At 50.5% G+C, this 18,820-nt stretch carries 12 protein-coding genes; 10 read left to right on the forward strand and 2 right to left on the reverse strand.

Annotation, left to right across the window (positions count from 1 at the left end):
* Nucleotides 1-73: 73 nt before the first annotated feature.
* Together L6H98_RS00380 and L6H98_RS00385 are read left to right on the forward strand one after the other, a co-directional pair.
* A complete protein-coding gene (locus tag L6H98_RS00380) occupies nucleotides 74-1,177 on the forward strand; it encodes a metallophosphoesterase (protein WP_236412008.1) in 1,104 nt (367 codons plus the stop codon).
* A 210-nt stretch (nucleotides 1,178-1,387) separates the two neighbouring features.
* Nucleotides 1,388-4,177, forward strand: a complete 2,790-nt coding sequence (locus tag L6H98_RS00385; RefSeq protein WP_236412009.1) for a family 78 glycoside hydrolase catalytic domain — start codon at nucleotides 1,388-1,390, stop codon at nucleotides 4,175-4,177.
* A gap of 55 nt (nucleotides 4,178-4,232) precedes the next feature.
* Here L6H98_RS00385 and L6H98_RS00390 read toward each other — a convergent pair whose 3' ends face one another.
* A complete protein-coding gene (locus L6H98_RS00390) occupies nucleotides 4,233-5,477 on the reverse strand; it encodes an AraC family transcriptional regulator (protein ID WP_236412010.1) in 1,245 nt (414 codons plus the stop codon).
* Nucleotides 5,478-5,648: 171 nt separating this feature from the next.
* Here L6H98_RS00390 and L6H98_RS00395 point away from each other — a divergent pair, with 171 nt between their 5' ends.
* The 6 genes from L6H98_RS00395 (at nucleotide 5,649) to L6H98_RS00420 (ending at nucleotide 13,775) form a co-directional block, all read left to right on the forward strand.
* A complete protein-coding gene (locus L6H98_RS00395; RefSeq protein WP_236412012.1) occupies nucleotides 5,649-6,938 on the forward strand; it encodes a family 1 glycosylhydrolase in 1,290 nt (429 codons plus the stop codon).
* Between the two features lie 26 nt (nucleotides 6,939-6,964).
* Nucleotides 6,965-8,368: a glycoside-pentoside-hexuronide (GPH):cation symporter gene (locus tag L6H98_RS00400; protein WP_236412014.1), complete on the forward strand. Its 1,404-nt coding sequence runs from the start codon at nucleotides 6,965-6,967 to the stop codon at nucleotides 8,366-8,368.
* A gap of 306 nt (nucleotides 8,369-8,674) precedes the next feature.
* Nucleotides 8,675-9,532, forward strand: a complete 858-nt coding sequence (licT, locus tag L6H98_RS00405; RefSeq protein ID WP_236412022.1) for a BglG family transcription antiterminator LicT — start codon at nucleotides 8,675-8,677, stop codon at nucleotides 9,530-9,532.
* A 109-nt stretch (nucleotides 9,533-9,641) separates the two neighbouring features.
* Entirely contained in the window at nucleotides 9,642-11,549 is a 1,908-nt protein-coding gene (locus L6H98_RS00410; protein ID WP_236412023.1) for a beta-glucoside-specific PTS transporter subunit IIABC, read from the forward strand.
* An 18-nt stretch (nucleotides 11,550-11,567) separates the two neighbouring features.
* Nucleotides 11,568-13,031 carry a 6-phospho-beta-glucosidase gene (gene ascB, locus L6H98_RS00415; RefSeq protein WP_236412024.1) on the forward strand — a complete coding sequence of 488 codons (1,464 nt, stop codon included), beginning with the start codon at nucleotides 11,568-11,570 and terminating at the stop codon, nucleotides 13,029-13,031.
* 168 nt (nucleotides 13,032-13,199) lie between these two features.
* Nucleotides 13,200-13,775, forward strand: a complete 576-nt coding sequence (locus L6H98_RS00420) for a hypothetical protein (protein ID WP_236412025.1) — start codon at nucleotides 13,200-13,202, stop codon at nucleotides 13,773-13,775.
* A gap of 8 nt (nucleotides 13,776-13,783) precedes the next feature.
* On the opposite strand, the gene L6H98_RS00425 is transcribed toward L6H98_RS00420, so the two are convergent.
* Nucleotides 13,784-14,671 (reverse strand): AraC family transcriptional regulator, encoded by an 888-nt coding sequence (locus L6H98_RS00425; protein WP_236412026.1) that lies wholly within the window; start codon nucleotides 14,669-14,671, stop codon nucleotides 13,784-13,786.
* A gap of 133 nt (nucleotides 14,672-14,804) precedes the next feature.
* Between L6H98_RS00425 and L6H98_RS00430 the strand changes: the two genes are divergently transcribed.
* Nucleotides 14,805-17,510, forward strand: a complete 2,706-nt coding sequence (locus L6H98_RS00430; RefSeq protein WP_236412028.1) for a family 78 glycoside hydrolase catalytic domain — start codon at nucleotides 14,805-14,807, stop codon at nucleotides 17,508-17,510.
* 153 nt (nucleotides 17,511-17,663) lie between these two features.
* Complete coding sequence (locus tag L6H98_RS00435) at nucleotides 17,664-18,752, forward strand: acyltransferase (RefSeq protein ID WP_236412029.1); 1,089 nt, start codon at nucleotides 17,664-17,666, stop codon at nucleotides 18,750-18,752.
* Nucleotides 18,753-18,820: the final 68 nt, after the last annotated feature.

Consider the following 18,820-nt stretch of genomic DNA (forward strand, 5'->3'; position numbering starts at 1 on the left):
CTGGGTTATACTGGTGCAGACGGGTTAAAGGCATCATTAGAAATTGAATATGAACGAGGAGGATCGTCGTAGAATGTTTGTCGTAGCTGGTATTGCATTTCTGCTCGTATACGGATTGCTGGTATTTTACATAGGCTGGAGCGGGTGGAGCTGGATGAAACCCGTTGTGAGCGCACGTTTCCGCTGGCTGTATATTGTTATCATCGCATTTCTGGCTTGTTCATTTATTTTGGCGCGGATGTTTGGAAGCTTATCGTTTCTGAGCATCATTGGATCATACTGGTTGGCCATCTTCTCATTGTTATTGATGATTCTGCCGGTTGTACATATCATCCTTTGGCTGCTGCGGTTGACGCGCATACCCAGGCATCATGCACACAAATGGGCCGGCGCGGCGACGCTTGTTTTATTGTTGTCGACACTGGGTTACGGCATTTTCAATGCATATAGTCCGGTCGTGAGGGAGTACAGCATTCAGATCGATAAAAAAGTCGAAGGGCTGGACACGCTTAACATCGTGATGGCAGCAGATACCCATTTTGGGCTGCTGTCGGGACCAAGCCACGCTAAACGAATGGTGAATGAGATTAATGCACTGAAGCCCGACCTTGTGCTGTACCCTGGCGACCTGATCGACGATAACCTTGAGCTATACAAGAAAAGCGGGATCGCGGACATTATTCGTGATATCCAGGCACCCTACGGTGTTTACGCAACGCTTGGGAATCATGACAAATTCGACGGTCCGATCGAAGCGTTGATTGCAGCCTTGGAACAAAGCAACATGAAGGTGTTATATGATGAGCAAATTATGCTGGATGACAAATTGACCTTGATCGGGCGCAAAGACAGAACCGAGACGGATCGTGCTGAGGTCGCTGCTTTAATGGAAAACGTGGATCAAAGCAAACCGGTCATCATGCTGGACCACCAGCCGTATGATCTGGATATCGCCGAACAAAACGGCATCGATCTGGTTGTGTCCGGCCATACGCATCGCGGGCAGATTGCCCCGGCCCAGTTCATCACGCAGGCCATTTACGAGAACGATTGGGGTTATTTGCAGAAAGGCTCCATGCACTCCATTGTCACGTCGGGTTATGGATTTTGGGGACCGCCGATCCGTACAAGCAGCCGCTCCGAAATCGTGCAGATTCATGTCACGTTCAAGCAATAACGCGAGTCGTATATTTAACGTCACAGCCCTTCTTGTTGAAGGGCTATTCGGCATTTGATCTCGGTTATTCGGCTGCTCCGATACCTGATTACAAAAATGCGTCCCCACGTACCATAAAAAAAGCACTGTTTTTATTATCCTAAGAGAGTCACCGCGATCCTTCTCGATGGTAGAAGCATACGGCGGGGTGAACTTGAGGGGGGATTATACGTGCTTGAAGTCGGATCATTGCGAACGGAATATTTGGAAAATCCTTTGGGCGTGGACGCAGCATCACCACGATTAGGTTGGAAGGTGTACAGTTCAGAGACGAACGTTATGCAAACCGCATATCATGTACAAGCATCCGGAACAAAAGACTTTAACGATTTGATCTGGGATACGGGGAGAGTAGAATCTGACCATTCCCAAGTCATCTTGTATGCAGGTCCGCCGCTGGAATCGCTGCAGCGCGTCTATTGGAGGGTTAAAGTCTGGGACAATCACGGTGAAGAGTCCATATTCAGCGAATGCGCCTTCTTTGAAATCGGGCTGCTGCATGCCAGTGACTGGCGTGCCTGGTGGATTGAACCGGAAAAGGAAGTGCAGATCGATGCCTATAAACCTGCCCCTTATATTCGCAAGGAATTCATTGTAAGGAAGGGACTTGTCCGGGCCAGGGCATGTTTGACGGCAAAAGGACTATACAGCTTTTATTTGAACGGGGCGGAAGGTACGGACCATCTGTTTACTCCCGGATTTACATCTTATCATGAGCGATTGCAATATCAGATCTATGACGTGACTCGTTTGCTGCAGGAAGGCGCTAATGCGCTTGGCATTATTCTTGGCGACGGCTGGTGGAGAGGTTCTACCGGCGGGGCAAGCTTGAAAAATAATTTCGGGTACAAGCTGGCTTTTTTGGGACAACTGATGCTGCAATATGAGGACGGAACGATCGAATGGGTTTGCAGTGACGGGACATTCAAGACATCATACGGACCGCTGCTGAAATCAGACATGAAGGCTGGCGATCTTTATGATGCCCGAATAGATATGGAAGGCTGGAACCAACCCGGATATGACGATTCTTCCTGGGAGCAAGTACAGGCTGCCAAAGATGAACTAACTGGCCTGATTGCGACCCGCAGCGTGCCGGTTAGACAAAAGGAAACCTTTTCGCCAACGGTATTACACACGCCGAATGGCGAGACCGTGCTGGACTTTGGACAAAACATCGCAGGCTGGGTGGACATGAGGGTTTGCGGTGAAGCCGGTACCGATGTTGTACTCATCCATGGGGAAACGCTGGATAAAGACGGGAACTTTACCTTGCAAAACCTGGCCCATCACGGGCCGTTAGAGGACTTTCAAGAAGTTCGCTACATTTTGAAGGGTAAGGGTATCGAGCATTATCGTCCGCGCTTCTCGATCTTTGGTTTTCGCTACGTGCTGGTCAAGAAGCATCCAGGCATTGTAAAAGCAGAAGATTTTACGGCAGTGGCCATCTATTCGGATATGGAGCAAACGGGTGAATTTACGTGTTCCAATCCCTTGATCAACCAATTGGTCTCTAACTCGCGCTGGAGCCAAAAAAGCAATTTCATGGAAGTGCCGACGGATTGCCCGACCCGGGAGAGAGCAGGCTGGACGGGGGACGCGCAAGTATTTTGCAAAACGGCAGCCAATTTTATGAACGTGCATTCGTTTTATGAAAAATGGCTGGCCGACCTGGCGTCCGAACAATTCTCGAATGGATCCGTAGGGAGTACGGTACCTACCGTGATCGGCTATCACAACAAAGAGGAATGGGAGAGGTTCTCCAAGCAGAATAAAGACCCCATGATGGCCATACGCAGGCCAGAGCCAGGAACGGCAAGCATGCTTGACGGTTCTTCCGGCTGGGGGGATGCGGCGGTTATTATTCCATGGACGTTGTATCTGTGTTACGGAGACCAAACCATTCTAGAGAAGCAGTTTGATTCGGCTAAGGCATGGGTGGATTATATGGCCGTCAGCGCCAGGAAAGCCAATGAACGTTTCAAAGACTCTCCTGCCTATCAGAACTATACCGACGGCGAGCTTGATGCGGATTACATTTGGGATACCAGCTTCCACTGGGGAGAATGGCTCGAAGCCGATTCCGAATTCAACGATCTGGTCGCGGCGATGAGCAAGTCCCAAGGCTGTCATCCCGATGTTGCGACAGCGTATTTCGCCTATTCCACGCGCCTCCTGGCCGAAATGGCTTCCGTACTCGGAAAGCTCAAGATAGCAGAAGAATACCAGCGTCGATATGAAAAGATCAAGCGTGTGTACAATGCATACTTTGTTCAGGATAACGGGCATATTCTGGACGATCGGCAGGCGCCGAATGTCCGGACGCTGGCGTTTGGGTTGGCGGATACAGCCAAACGACAAGCGGTTGCGGACCGTCTTGCCGAGATGGTCGTAGCGCAGAAGCATCATTTGAATACGGGATTTTTGTCCACGCCGTTCATCCTTCATGTTCTGGCGGATCATGGGTATCCCGAAATCGCCTATCGGCTGCTGGAGCAAACCTCCGATCCCTCCTGGTTATATGCCGTGAGCCATGGCGCTACAACGATTTGGGAAAGCTGGAGGGGAATCAAACCGGACGGGGAACTTACGGGTTCATTGAACCATTATTCCTATGGAGCGGTATGCGACTTCTTATTTACAGGCATTGCAGGCATTCGCCCGCAATGGAAAACGCCGGGTTTCAAACATTTTACGATAAAACCGCTGGTTGGAGGAACGCTTACACATGCATCTGCAACGTATGAATCTCCCTATGGCGTGATCCAATCCGGTTGGTTGAAGACGGAAAGAGGCGTTACCTACGATTTTGGCATTCCTGCGAATTCCAGGGCCACCGTTATGCTTCCGGGCAAGCAGGTTGACATCAAGCGAGTGTCTGCCGAGTTTCCCGATGTCCGCTATGAAGACGGGCATATCATCTTTGCGGCAGGAAGCGGGAAGTACACGATCGCGTTGTAATACGCCTTACAGACCAAAACGAGCCAATATTCATTGGGCTCGTTTTTACGTTGGGTCAACCTTTTTCGATCAAATGATGTTTTTCGCGATATTGTTTCGGGGTCACGCCCACGATCTTTTTAAATACTTTGGTTAAATAGCTCTGGTCATTAAAATGAAAGAGCGAGCCTAATTCGGATATCGAGATGGCGCTGTACGCCAGTAAACGTTTGATTTCTTCGATCTTTGTTTGTTGAATGTATTCGCTTACCGAAATGCCGACCTCTTTTTTGAACAGGGCCGACAAATATTTGGGACTAAGTCCAATCTCCAAGGCGATGTCGTTATGGTGGATTTCTTCATAAATGTGTTTATGAATGTACTCCTTGCAGGCTATGATTTTTTTCGAATATCTTTCGTGCCGTGCTTGCTTCACCTTCTCTGCAAACGTATGCAGGACTTCGCGTGCCAAACTTCGGATTTCATCCAGTCGATCCAATTCCTCGAGCCGTTGTATAAACCTGTCGTGTAATGCAAAGGCGGTATCCTCGTTCAAGCCTCCGTCCATAGAAGCTCTCGTTACCAAAGCAATCAGCGTAATGATATGGTTTTTGTTCGAACGAAGGAAGCTGGATTTCGACAAGACGGATGAGGATTCTTCTTCCTTGATGAAGGACAGTTCGTCGATGTCCTCGACCCTGCCTTCTTTGATCATGAACAAAAGCTTTTTTTCGAACAATCGAACCTGGTTGTGATCCGCAGATTGCAAATACTGGGTGAATTCAAGATTCACGAATCCCTTTGCTTTTTCATAGTCATCGAACTGAAAATCTTCGTACAGGACGGATTGCGGAGAAAGCAGCTCCTTGTTGAACAAGTGATAAATAAAAACGCTGATATGATTCAGCTTGTCATTGCTCAAAATCGGCAAACGTTCATAATAACGCGCGACTTGATCGCGATAAAAAAATGCATCCCTATCATTGATAATGCCAGTTAATACTTCATTAGGTATGGGGTGGGACAGGGTAGGACCCATAATCAGGGTGCCTTCAAACAGATCGCCATCGAAATAGCTGATTAATATGAACTTTTCGGAGAATACCGATTTGGTAATAACAGGAATCCGATATGTTCTTCTGGGTTCGAAATATAACGGGTTCAAATAACTTCCGGTGCGACGTTCGATCAATGGGTTGATCGGTTGGCCGCGCAAGTTGTCATAGATGACTTTTCCTTTCGGACTGATAAAGAAAACAGGCAGTTCAAACGTATTGGAAACGAGGCTGCACATCGCGTCGATGGTAATGCATGTGGTCATCAGGATCAACTCCCTGCTGGAGATTTCATGCTGTATTCAGGACAATAATACTAAAAAACATACGAAATCACCATATCAAATCCAGGGTGAATGCTACTATGGTCATAGCGTCAAGTCAGAAATTGAAAACGCTTCCCCGGGGGAACAAATTGAGATGGAAAGGTGAGGACGATGACAAAACCATTTAGGAGCGATTTTATGTTGGGTGCGGCTACGGCCGCGCATCAAGTGGAAGGAAACAATATCCATAGCGATTTCTGGGCGATGGAGCATATGCCGCACTCGTTGTACAAAGAACCTTCCTTACAGGCGGTGGACCATTATCATCTTTACGAAAAAGACATTCAAATGTTGGTGGATGCAGGCTTGAATACGTATCGCTTTTCCATCGAATGGGCAAGAATTGAGCCGGTTAAAGGGCAGTTTGCTGCAGAAGAGATCGAACATTACAGGAAGGTCCTGGAATGCTGCCATCAACATAAGGTGAATCCTGTCGTGACATTGCATCATTTTTCGTCTCCCAAATGGCTGATTGCCGAAGGGGGATGGGAGAGCGAAACAACGGTGGAGCATTTCAAGAACTATTGCCGGCATGTCGTTTCAGAGCTGGGGCCACTGATGCCTTACATCTGTACGATTAACGAAGCGAACATGGGGAAACAGATCACCAAAATTATGAAACGAATGATCGGCGCCGCAGCGAACGATTCGAACTCCACAACACCCGCGGATGTGCAGGTGGGTTTAAACGTCGATGTGCAAAGCAGCATGGAGAAATACTTTGCGAGTTTGGGACAGGTGTTTGGCATGGATCCAACAAAAGTACAACCATTTCTCTCCCCACGGACGGAGCAAGGCGAACAGATCATTATGAAATGCCACCAAGCAGCCAGAAGCGTAATCAAGGAATTGAATTCGTCGATCAAGGTTGGCATCACGTTATCTTTGTACGATCATCAGGCGTTACCCGGTGGGGAACAGCTGGCAGAACAAGAACAGCAGGAGGACTTTTTAAACTATTTGCCGTTTCTCCAAGGCGATGACTTCATCGGCGTTCAAAATTACTCCAGAAAGATCCATGGACCAAGTGGGGTTGTCCAGCCGCCGGACCACGCGAAGTTAACCAAAATGGGATATGAAAACTATCCTCAAGCATTGGCGAACGTGCTTCAATTTGTGGCCAAACATTGGGATGGACCGATCATCGTAACCGAGAATGGCATATCCACAGATCAAGACGACGAACGCGTCGAATTCATCCGACAGGCCACAGCTGGCGTACAGAAGTGTATGGAAGACGGGATTGATGTGATCGGGTACATGTATTGGTCCTTGTTGGACAATTTCGAGTGGCAGCTTGGCTACGCTCAAACCTTTGGATTGATCGCCGTCGACCGATCCACGCAAATCCGAACTCCGAAAGAAAGTTTGTCGTTTCTTGGCTCGTTCAGAAATCGGTAAGCGCATACATTCAAGGGGGCATCATTATGGGAGTAGTCAACGTCACTCAGAGTCAGCCAGTCGCGAGCATGCCGGAAGAAGATCGAAAGCTTTCATTCCGGGAGAAAGTGGCAGCCACGATCGGCAACATGACGGGAACGATGCACAATCAAATCATTGCCACGTTTTTGCTGTTCTTTTATACGGACATTCTCGAAATAAGCCCCGCTTACGTGGCAGGTTTATTTCTGGTAGCACGGATTATCGATGCTATTCTTGTTCCCGTATTTGGCGTGTTTGTTGATAAAGTGAGCACGCCGTGGGGGAAATACGTGCCATACTTTGCCATTCTGGGAGTACCGATCGCCATTTTCGGATGGCTGACCTTTACGGACTTTGGGTTGGGGGCAAACGGGAACGTTATCTATGTTACGGCAACGTACCTGGTATACAGCATCCTGATCTCCATAAAGTATGCGCCGAGCAACGCCGTAGGTCCCGCGATCACCAAAAGAATCGATGACCGGATCTCGATGGGGCAAATCGGTTATATCGCCATTATGCTCGGTGCATTGTTCGCATCATTGGCTTTTCAACCGCTTTACAAAGCATTGGGAAACGGGAATGATGCCAGAGGTTTCTCGTTGATCATGGGCCTGGTCGGATTGGTGGGGATTTTGGTATCCATTTTCCAGGTAACATCTTTGAAAGAAAGATACATTAACCCGAATAACAGCCAAAAGACACCGTTGAAAGAAATGATATCAGCAGTGTTCACGAACAGGTCGGCCGTTGTTCTGTACATCTACGTGCTGGCTTTGAACTTGTCCAACGGAATCCGAACGGCAATCATGATCCATTACTTCAAATATTTCTTTAATAACGAAGGGCTTGTGGTCATATACGGTGCGGTAAGCATACTGCCCACGTTTCTCGGCGTCATGGTGAGCGGACCGATCACGAGACGGTTTGGCATCAAAATCAATGTGCTGGCCGCTTCCGTCGTAAACGTGATCTGCATGCTTTCGGTGATGGTTATCCCCGATACAAAGGCTGGAATTATCATTTTTATGGCCTTGAATGCGATCACCGCGTTTTTCCTGGGCGCATCGACGCCGGCGCAAGGCTCCATGATGCCTGCTGCCATGGATTATACCGAATGGAAGACCGGAAAAAACGTAAACGGTTTGATGGGTTCCATTCAAGGTTTCGTGCAAACGTTGGCCATGGCATTGGCCGGGTCTATCGCAGCGTGGGCATTGCATGTAGTGGGGTACGTACCTGGAGTCGAACAAAGCAGCGAGACCATTTTTGGCTTGAAATTGTTAATGGGCGTGCTGCCGGCATTTGTTCTATTATTTACCGCATCGATCCTATGGTTTGACATTTCGGAAGAGAAACAGAAGCAAATTACGAAGGAACTTGCAGAACGCAGGCAACAAAAAAGTTAATCCTTTTGCGTCGGAATCATAATTGCGTCCCGACAGGGCATAATTATGGCAGGAATCATCAGACTCGGACAATACGGAATAATCTCATGTCATTGACAATGACGACGGCGTCGGTGCCGGAATGATGCATGGATTATGCCATGTTCGAGACGATTTTTCGTTGACACCGTTTTCAGCTTGTGGTACATTAGTCCCGAGGCTTGTTACCGGTAATGCGGGCAAAACCACAATAGAAATGATGTTATCATTATTTCTGTTTTGGTTTTGCCCTTTTTTAATCCTCAAAATAAAGTGGTGGGTCCAGACATGATCATTAAACAAATATTTAATAATAATATCGTCAGCACCGTCGATGACAAAAACCAGGAACTGCTGATCCTCGGCCGGGGTATCGGATTCAAGTTCAAAGCGGGCGACCCGATCGATGAAGAGCGGATCGAAAAAATTTTTCGTCTCCAGGATGCATCGATCTACGAGAAATTCAAGTCGATCGTCACCGAGGTGCCTGTAGAGATATTGCAGGCGACCGACGATATTGTGAGCTTGGCCCGGACGCAGCTGAACAAAACGATCAGTGACGGCATTTATGTGTCCCTGTCGGATCATATCCATTTTGCCGTACAGCGGATGGAAATGGGACATATCGCGCGCAATCCGTTATCGTGGGAGGTACAGCATTTTTACAAGGCAGAGTATGATGTGGCCCGCGAGGCACTCACCTTGCTGCGCGAGAGATTGGACATTGAATTCCCGAAGGAGGAAATATGCAACATCGCGCTGCATTTCATCAATGCGGAGATCAATGATTCCATGAATGACGTGACTCACCTGATGCAGCTGCTTCAGGAGATCATGAACATCATCAAATATCACTTCAACGTCGAAGTGGATGAAGATAGCGTCAACTATTTTCGGTTCATCACGCATTTGAAATATTTCTGCCAACGGGTCATCACCCATACGTCGCAAGACGATGCGGAGGAATACCTGTACGAGGTCGTTCGCAAGAACTATCCCGAAACGTTCAAATGCATACGCAAGATCGAAGCTTTTATCCATAAAAACTATCAATACGACATGACGCATTCCGAGCAGTTGTATCTGACGCTCCATCTGGAACGCCTGATGAAAACGAAACGGGATGCCGCCAAGGAAAGCGAATAACGATGGGCTTGTTACTGTTCAATCAGGCAATACCCGAATGAATCACTGACGCACGCGAGCGTTGGTTTCATTCGGGTATTTTTTGTGGACACAGAAGGAGGAAAACGAGATGAATCATCAGGAAACGGCAAAAAACATCGTCAAAGCCGTTGGGGGAAAAGACAACATCAATTCGGTGTACCACTGCGTTACCCGTCTTCGTTTTGATTTGAAGGACAACGACAAAGTGGACAACGGAACGCTCAAAAACCTGGACAAAGTCATGGGTACGAACGTTTCCGGAGACCAGTTCCAGGTCATTATCGGCAACGACGTGTCTAAAGTATTCGACGCCATGGTGAAGGAAGAGCCTGCGCTGCAGCAAAGCCAGGACAACAAAACCGCCAAGCCGGAGAAAAAGCAAAACGTGATCCTGAGCATTTTCGAAACGATCGCGGGTGTATTTGCACCAATGCTGCCAGCCATCACGGCGGCCGGTATGCTCAAAGGGTTGCTGGCGCTGTTCGTATCGCTCGGCTGGATGGCTGCCGGAACGGACACGTACCGCATTCTGTCGGCCATTGGGGATGGCGTGTTCCATTACCTGCCGCTTCTGATTGCGTTTAGCGCTGCACGCAAATTCGGTGCCAATCCGTTCGTCGCCGTGGCGCTCGGAACCGCGCTGATGTATCCGGACATGAGCACATTGCTGTCCAGCGGGGAGTCGGTTTCCTTTATCGGCATTCCGGTAACAGCGGTGAGTTATGCTTCTTCGGTCATTCCGATTTTGCTGGCCGTATGGATTATGTCCTATGTGGAAAAATGGGTGGACCGTGTCATCCCGGCTGCGCTGAAGCTGCTGCTGGTGCCGCTGGTTACGCTGATCATTATGGTTCCGGTTACGCTGATCGCCATCGGGCCACTGGGAACATTCGTAGGCAGCGCTTTGTCGGGCGGCATCAACTGGTTGCTGAATGAAGGCGGATTGATCGCAGGTCTTGTGCTTGGCGGTGCGATGGCCTTGATCATCATGACGGGTATGCACTATGCGCTTGTACCCATCATCCTGAGCAACATTGCAACGCTTGGATTCGATAAATTCCTGCCGCTCACATACATCTCCAACATGGGTCAAGCTGGTGCCACACTGGGCGTATTCTTCCGTGCAAAAGATAAAAAGTTGAAAACCGTAGCCTTGTCGACGAGCTTTACCGCTTTGATGGGGGTTACGGAACCGGCGATGTACGGGGTGAACATGAAGTTCAAACGTCCGTTCGCTGCTGCGATGATCGGTAGTGCAGTCGGTGGCGGGTTTGCGCTGGCATTTGGTGCAAAAGCGTACGTTCTGGCCGGTAACGGCGGTCTTCCAGGTCTTCCTGCCCTGATTGGACAAACGTTCTGGTACTCTCTGATCGGCATGATCCTTGCGTTCGTTGTGGGTACGATTGCATCCGTATTGCTGGGCATCAAAGAAGAGGAAGGCGACGCTGAGGCGCTTGCCCCATTCGCTCCGAATGCGGCGGCGACGCCTGCCAAAGCAACCGAAGTGGTTGACGTCAATGCCATGGAAGCGCCGGCGCCGTCAAGCAATGCGATGGCTTATGCGCCGCTGACAGGCAAATCCATCGAGCTCAAGGAAGTGAACGATCCAACGTTCGGTGATGAAATGATGGGTAAAGGCGTTGCATTTGTGCCAACCGTGGGTGAACTGGTTTCTCCGGTGACCGGCACAATCATGAACGTGTTCAAAACGAAACACGCGATCGTGGTTCGCAGCGATGACGGCATGGAACTGCTCATGCATGTGGGCATCAACACGGTGAAACTGCGTGGTCAGCATTTCGAAGCGCATGTGGCGACAGGTGCGCGCGTTAAGGCTGGAGATAAATTGCTGACGTTTGATCTGGAAGAAATCGCGAAAGAATACGACATCACAACGGCCATGGTTGTGACGAATACAGCCGATTACAGTCAAGTACTTCCTGTGAAACTGGGAGACATCGTTGCCGGCGAAGAAGTATTGGAAGCCAAAATCTGAGGAGAGGGAGAGAGCGAGATGAACAAACGACAAGGTTTTCCGGAAGGATTTCTGTGGGGCGGCGCCATTGCCGCCAATCAGGCAGAAGGGGGATTCGACGAGGGCGGCAAAGGCTTCTCGACGGCGGACATGGTTCCTTATTTTGCGAAAAAGGATTACACCAACCTGCGGGAATTGATGCACGTAACGAGCGCGAAGGTGGAGAAAGCGATGGCTCATCACAGCGCCGAAGGATATCCGAAGCGTTACGGCATCGATTTCTACCATCGGTTCAGAGAGGACATCGCCTTGTTTGCAGAGCTTGGGTTCAAGGTGTTCCGGTTGTCGATCAACTGGCCGCGCATTTTCCCGAACGGTTACGATGAAGAGCCGAACGAAGAAGGATTGCGCTTCTATGATGAAGTGTTTGACGAGCTGAACAAACATGGCATCGAACCGCTGGTGACGCTGTCCCACTATGAAATGCCGATGGGGCTGGTGCTTAAGTACAACGGCTGGGTTGGTCGTGAAGTGATCGGCCATTTCTTGAGATACGCAGAGACGGTGATGACTCGCTACAAAGACAAGGTCAGATACTGGCTGACATTTAATGAAATCAACACAACGATCATCGAACCGTTTACAGGAGGCGGCGTGATCGAAGACCGCGTGGACAACGTGATGCAGGCGTCCTACCAAGCCCTCCACCACCAGTTTGTGGCGAGCAGCCTGGTTACGAAGAAGGCACGGGAAATCAATCCGGATTTCCAAATCGGCTGCATGCTGGCACGCATGATCCATTATCCGGCTACATCCAAACCGGAGGACGTGCTGCAGGCGCAAATCGACAACCAGCTGAACCTGCTGCATACGGACGTGCAGGTGCGCGGAAGTTACCCTGCGTTCATGGACCGTTACTGGGAAGAAAACGGGGTGTCCGTCGTCATGGAACCAGGCGACGAGCAAATTTTGCGCGACCACACCGTGGACTTCATTTCGTTCAGCTATTACACGTCCCTGGTGTCTGCGGTAAATCCGGAGGATTATGGCGTAACTGGCGGCAACCTGTACAGCACGATCAAAAACCCGAACCTCGAACGCACCGAGTGGGGCTGGCAGCTTGACCCGATCGGACTGCGCATCGTGCTGAAAGAACTTTATGACCGCTATCAATTGCCGCTGTTCGTCGTTGAAAACGGTCTTGGCGCGAAAGATACGGTTGAACCGGACGGTTCCATCCAGGACGATTATCGCATCGACTACCTCAGAAAACATATCACCCAAATGAAAGAAGCCGTTATGGACGGCGTCGATCTTATGGGATATACGAGCTGGGGAGCCATCGACATTATCAGTGCGTCGACTTCCGAAATGTCCAAACGATATGGCGTCATCTACGTCGACCAGGATGATCTGGGACAAGGCACGCTGAACCGAATCAAGAAAAAGAGCTTTGGCTGGTACCAAAAAGTGATTGCATCCAACGGTGCAGACCTGAGCTAAGCGTATGCCAAGCGTAAAATAACATGTTCAAAGCCCTTGCGCAGCGGATGATGCCGCGTGCATGGGCTTTTTTTAGTAAGGGATCGAATATGCATTGGTGTAACGCGCCACAGGATGGAATGATGACACGGATGGTGATATACTGGTTTCCGAGTAGGGGGAATACATATGAAGAAAGCGATTATTGCCGTAGACATGGACGATACGATCTGCCATCTGGTGAAGCGGGCCATTCATTATAACAATTTGCAGTTTCCGACGCATCCGCTGCGTTATGAAGATATGGTAACGTGGGACACGACGCATTTGCGCCATCCGGATTCGACGCACGACATCTTTTATGGCAGGCCGGGATTATTCGAAGAGCTGGAGCTGTATGACGATTACGTCGTGGAAGAGATGCAGAAGCTGAACGAGGCGTACGATGTCATTATCGTAACCGCGGCCGACCCCGCCACCGTGGTGGAGAAGTGGAACTGGCTTCAGCGCCACATGCCGTTTATTACTGCGGAGCAGTTCATTACCTGCAAACGCAAAAACTTGCTCGGATTCGATCTGTTAATCGATGACGGGCCGCACAACCTGCTTCCTGCGCTCGCTGAGGGCAAAAAGGTACTGTGCATTCCTCATCCTTGGAACGTGCGAGAGCGGGAGCAGCATGCGTTCCCACTGATGAAAACGTGGAAAGACGCAAAGGAAATCGTAGATCGCCTGTTGGCGCCGGATTCTTCGATCTCCAATTAAAATACGGTTCAACCATGATGCGTGGAATGGGGTGTATGCTTCTTGCGGTACGCCAGCGGCGTATCGCCCGTAATTTTTTTGAAATTCGCATAAAAGGAGTCGACATCCCGATACCCGACCAGTTCGGCAATCAGGCTGACTTTGTGCTGTGAACGCTTCAGCAGTTCACAGCTTTTTTGTATGCGCAGATGTTGCAGGAATGAGCCGAAGCTTTGTCCGGTCTGCGTGCGGAACATGCGCTGGATTTGTTTGTCGCTGCAATTGCAGAGGCGTGCCAGATCGGACAGGCGCGTTTTCTCGGCGAGATGCTGCTCCAAATATTGAATGATATGGTCGAGCTCCGGCGGTTTGACCGGGTCGTTCGGCTCCACCCTATGGATGAAGCGGTAGGTGGTTACGACCAGTTGGCTGACAAGCGTATACAGCATGGTAGACGAGCCGATCCCGGGAACGGAGCACTCGCGGTGCAGCCTGGCCATCAGGTCTTCGATCCGTCTCCCATGGTCTGTAATGAAAACGTAAGGGGCCTTGTTTTGCTCCAATTCGTTCAGGTGCGAAAGGATCTCGGGTTCCTGAATCATGCCGGCCAATTCCTGGATCAATTCGGCGTTGAACAGGCAGTTGCTGATCGTGAGCGGATGTTTGGAAACGTCGGTCGTAGCCGGGCGAAAGACGTGCGGAACGCCGACCGGAATCACGAACAGCATGCCCTGATGCACCGGAATGACCTCGTTTCCGATATGATGGAAACCTCGTCCCCCGGAAACATAGCTGTATTCCACGAAATCATGCGCATGGAAGGGACCTGCAAAATTTTCCGAGACGCGGTTGACGAACAATTTCAGCTGGTCGCGGAAAAAGTACTCTCCTTTAAATATCTCAATGACAGGCTTCATGATCAAACCTCCTTGCTTCGTGGCCGGATTGCCGGGTGAAAAAGTCCGTTCTGCCGGGTAATTCTCAGGTTCGGGTCGATATAATTATATCGTAAGCCCTTACAATAGACCATGCGGAAAGGATGCTGCAACCATGTTCATCGTTAATCATCTTCGCTGCGAATATCGGAAAAATCCGATCGGACTGGACATTTCGTCCCCCCGGATCAGCTGGCACCTGGAATCCGATGCCCGGAACGTCGTCCAGGAAGCTTATCAGATCCAGCTATCCCTCGTACCCGAAATGAACCGAATCGAGTGGGACTCGGGACGGCAACATTCCAACCGTTCCATTCATGTGGAGCTGACCGGTTGGAAGCCTGTCCCCCGAACCCGATACTATTATCGCGTTCGTGCTTGGGATGGTGCGGGCAATGAATCGGAATGGTCGGAACCGGCTTTTTTCGAAACAGGCCTGATGGATGCGGAAGACCGATGGCAAGCCGATTGGATCACGGCCGGTGCAGCATTGAAGGATGATCCTTCCTGCCCGCGCTTGCGCAGAGTGTTCGAACTGCAAAAAGCGGTAGTCAGGGCAACCATTTATGCGACAGCACTCGGGTTATATGAACTGCACCTGAATGGTGCCAGGGTAGGAGATCATTATTTTACGCCAGGCTGGACCAGTTACGACAAACGTTTGCAGTACCAGGTGTATGATGTTACGTCCATGCTCGTGGCCGGGCAAAACGTGATCGGCGCGGTTCTCGGAGACGGATGGTACGGCGGGCATTTGGGCTGGGACGGCCGAAAGGGATTATTCGGCGACGATTGCGCGCTGCTGCTGGAACTGCATATTCGATATGAAGACGGCTCCGAGGATCGGATCTTGTCGGGAAAGGACTGGATGGCATCCGCCAGCGCCATTGCCATGTCGGACATATATATGGGGGAAACGTACGACGCCCGACTGGAGTCCGATTGGCTGGACGCATCCCGCGCATCCTGGTCACCGGCAGCGATTTTGGACCATGCCAAAGACATCATCGTTGCGCAGGAGAACGTCCCGGTTACGGCGATGGAGCAGCTGAAGCCGATTGCGCTGCTGACCACGCCGGAAGGCGATCGTGTGCTCGATATGGGACAAAACATGGTGGGCTGGATGAGGTTCAGCGTGCAGGGTGATCCTGGGCAAACGGTTGAACTGCTGCATGCGGAGATTCTGGACCATGCCGGCAACTTCTATACGGAAAATTTGCGTTCCGCCAAGCAGCAAGTTCAATATACGCTGAAAGGCGGGGGCGTTGAAACGTATGAACCGCATTTTACGTTCCAGGGGTTCCGATACGTGAAACTGATCGGTTTCTCCGAACCGATTCAGATCGACGATTTTACAGGTGTTGTGCTTCATTCGAATATGGAACGCACGGGCGAATTCGCCTGCTCCAGTCCGCTCGTCAACCAGCTGCACCACAACATTTTGTGGGGGCAAAAGGGCAACTTCCTCGACGTGCCGACCGATTGCCCGCAGCGCGACGAACGGCTCGGCTGGACGGGGGATGCGCAGATGTTCATCCGCACGGCGTCTTATCTGATGAACACCGCTCCATTTTTCACGAAATGGCTGCGGGATTTGCGGGCAGACCAGCATGAGGACGGGGGCATTCCGTTTTTTGTGCCTGACGCCAACGTATCCGGGAGCGACAGCGCCCATTCGTCGGCGGCATGGGGCGATGCAGCGGTCATTTGTCCGTGGACGCTCTATGAAATGTATGGAGATACGAGACTGCTCGCCGAACAATATGACAGCATGAAGCAATGGATCGAATACATTCGATCACAGGGTGATAACCCCTACTTATGGAATACGGGCTTTCACTTCGGGGACTGGCTTGGCCTTGATTCGAAACCGGGAAGTTATGTCGGGGCTACCGACCGGGATTATGTCGCGACCGCATTTTATGCCTACTCGGTTTCCCTTACAAGGAAAGCAGCCAGCGTGTTGGGGTATGATCAGGATGCGGTTTACTTCGACCAATTGCATGCACAGATCATCCAAGCTTTCCGCAACGAATTCGTTACACCTGCCGGCCGCATTTCCGTGCCGACGCAGACAGCGCATGTATTGGCTTTGCACTTTGACCTGCTGGAACCGGAGCACCGCAAACGGGCCGGTGATCAATTGGTGAAATTGGTTGAAGAGGCGGGCAATCATCTGACCACCGGTTTTGTCGGAACGCCATATCTGAACCCTGTGCTCAGCGCTGCCGGTCACCGCGATTTGGCGTATACCCTTTTATTTCAAAAGGATTATCCATCCTGGCTGTTCCAAGTGACGCAAGGTGCCACGACCGTGTGGGAGCATTGGGACGGCATGCGGGAGGATGGCAGCCTTTGGAGCAGGGACATGAATTCGTTCAATCATTATGCGTACGGCGCGATTGGCGAATGGTTATACCGTGATGTCGCAGGCATACGTCCGGATGAACATCGCCCCGGCTTCGGCATGGTGCATATCGAACCACAGCCGGGACCCGGATTGGATTGGGTCAAAGCCAAGGTGGACACCATGTATGGCACGGTTTCGTCAGCATGGCACCGCCAAGACAATGGCGAAATGATCGTGGAGGTTCACATTCCGGCCAACGTTTCGGGTACGGTGCTCCTTCCGCTTGCTGCGAAAGCTGCAGTAAAGGAGCAGGGGCAGCCTTTGGAAGAGGTGACGGCGATCCGCGCGTTCCGGGCAGAAGGGACGGATACCCGCGTGGAGCTTGGCTCGGGCAGTTATACGTTCACCTACGTTCTGCCGAAGGCTGACGAACATCCTGAACTCGAAGCGGAAAAAGTACAATCGAGTTAAGATCAAGTCTCCAAGGATTGCCGCAAATTTTGTTGAAAAATGACGAAAATAATATGGATAAAGATTGAAAAAACCTCGCTTGCCCACTAGAATGAAGATGGAATCTGGATTGCGGCCGGAAACTATCATATCAGGCATAAGCGAGGTTTTCGTATGGAACTACCGGCTACTCGGCCACAGCGCATTTCGTATTTGGGCTTTTTCCGGGCCTTTGCGATCATGGCGGTGGTGGCCATTCATGCAACGTCTACGGCGGTCGCGCATTATCCCAAACAGACGTTGGACCACCAGTTTTATTTTTTCTGGAACAGCTTTTTGCAGTTTGCCGTACCGGCATTCCTGTTTTTATCGTCACTGGTGTTATTCTACAACTATAGCGCACGAACCAATGAGCAGGGCTGGAAGCTGAAGTTTTACAAAAAACGTTTGTTATACGTGTTCGTCCCGTATCTCGTCTGGTCCTTCATTTATTTTGTCGTCAAGGAATGGCTTGCCGGCGAACAGCCGCAGGACCATTGGCCACGCTTGGCGGAGCAGCTGCTGACAGGACGCGCGCACACCCATTTGTACTTTTTCCTTATTATTTTGCAATTTTACATCGTATTTCCTTGGCTCCTTGCCTTGACGCGATATCGGTTGGTAAAACGATATTTCCCTTTGTTTTTTGTGGCAGGGCAAGCCGTTTTTTATGCGCTCCATTTGCAATTCCACTTTGAACGGCTCGGCAGCCTGCTGCCAAGCTACCTGATTGTCATCGGTTTCGGTGCATGGGCTGGCCTGAATTACGAGGCGGCACTGAAGAGGTTGAGGGCATGGAAAATCGCTCTGCTGCTCGCCCTGATGGCCGGAGGGGCCGTCTTTATCTATGGCGGCGGAATGATCAAAAGCATGTTTGCTTCCGATTCATTCGTGGCTTATGCGCTATTATTCGTTTTTCGGAATTTGTTTACACTTTCTGCCTGCTTGCTGCTGCTGCTCGTATGCGCATGGATTGAGCGCCGGAAAAGGCCTGCTGCCAAACGTGTCGCCAAAGTGTTGAATTCCCTGGGTACCGTTTCGTTCGGCGTGTTCCTGATCCATCCGATGATCCTGCTCTTCTGGCGGCGCGAACTTGCGGCCCTGCTGCTGCAGAACTTCAGTCTCGGCATCGTAATGTCTTATGCGGCTGCGCTGCTTCTATCCTGGATGTTTGCAGTCGGTTTGCGCAAAGTGAAATGGGGATGGGTGCTCATTGGACAATGATGTTCGATGGCTGAGCTTATTCGCAGCAACAAGAGAGATTTCAGACTTCCGGCATGTGCCGAAGGGGC

This window comes from Paenibacillus sp. JJ-223 (assembly GCF_927798175.1).
GTDB lineage: Bacteria > Bacillota > Bacilli > Paenibacillales > Paenibacillaceae > Paenibacillus > Paenibacillus hubeiensis.

What these genes read in the sequence shown, in the direction of transcription:
- L6H98_RS00380 (WP_236412008.1), top strand. Translation starts at nt 74, where the DNA reads ATGTTTGTCGTAGCTGGTATTGCATTTCTGCTCGTATACGGATTGCTG.
- L6H98_RS00390 (WP_236412010.1), bottom strand. Translation starts at nt 5,477, where the DNA reads ATGACCACATGCATTACCATCGACGCGATGTGCAGCCTCGTTTCCAAT.
- L6H98_RS00395 (WP_236412012.1), top strand. Translation starts at nt 5,649, where the DNA reads ATGACAAAACCATTTAGGAGCGATTTTATGTTGGGTGCGGCTACGGCC.
- L6H98_RS00400 (WP_236412014.1), top strand. Translation starts at nt 6,965, where the DNA reads ATGGGAGTAGTCAACGTCACTCAGAGTCAGCCAGTCGCGAGCATGCCG.
- licT (WP_236412022.1), top strand. Translation starts at nt 8,675, where the DNA reads ATGATCATTAAACAAATATTTAATAATAATATCGTCAGCACCGTCGAT.
- L6H98_RS00410 (WP_236412023.1), top strand. Translation starts at nt 9,642, where the DNA reads ATGAATCATCAGGAAACGGCAAAAAACATCGTCAAAGCCGTTGGGGGA.
- ascB (WP_236412024.1), top strand. Translation starts at nt 11,568, where the DNA reads ATGAACAAACGACAAGGTTTTCCGGAAGGATTTCTGTGGGGCGGCGCC.
- L6H98_RS00420 (WP_236412025.1), top strand. Translation starts at nt 13,200, where the DNA reads ATGAAGAAAGCGATTATTGCCGTAGACATGGACGATACGATCTGCCAT.
- L6H98_RS00425 (WP_236412026.1), bottom strand. Translation starts at nt 14,671, where the DNA reads ATGAAGCCTGTCATTGAGATATTTAAAGGAGAGTACTTTTTCCGCGAC.
- L6H98_RS00430 (WP_236412028.1), top strand. Translation starts at nt 14,805, where the DNA reads ATGTTCATCGTTAATCATCTTCGCTGCGAATATCGGAAAAATCCGATC.
- L6H98_RS00435 (WP_236412029.1), top strand. Translation starts at nt 17,664, where the DNA reads ATGGAACTACCGGCTACTCGGCCACAGCGCATTTCGTATTTGGGCTTT.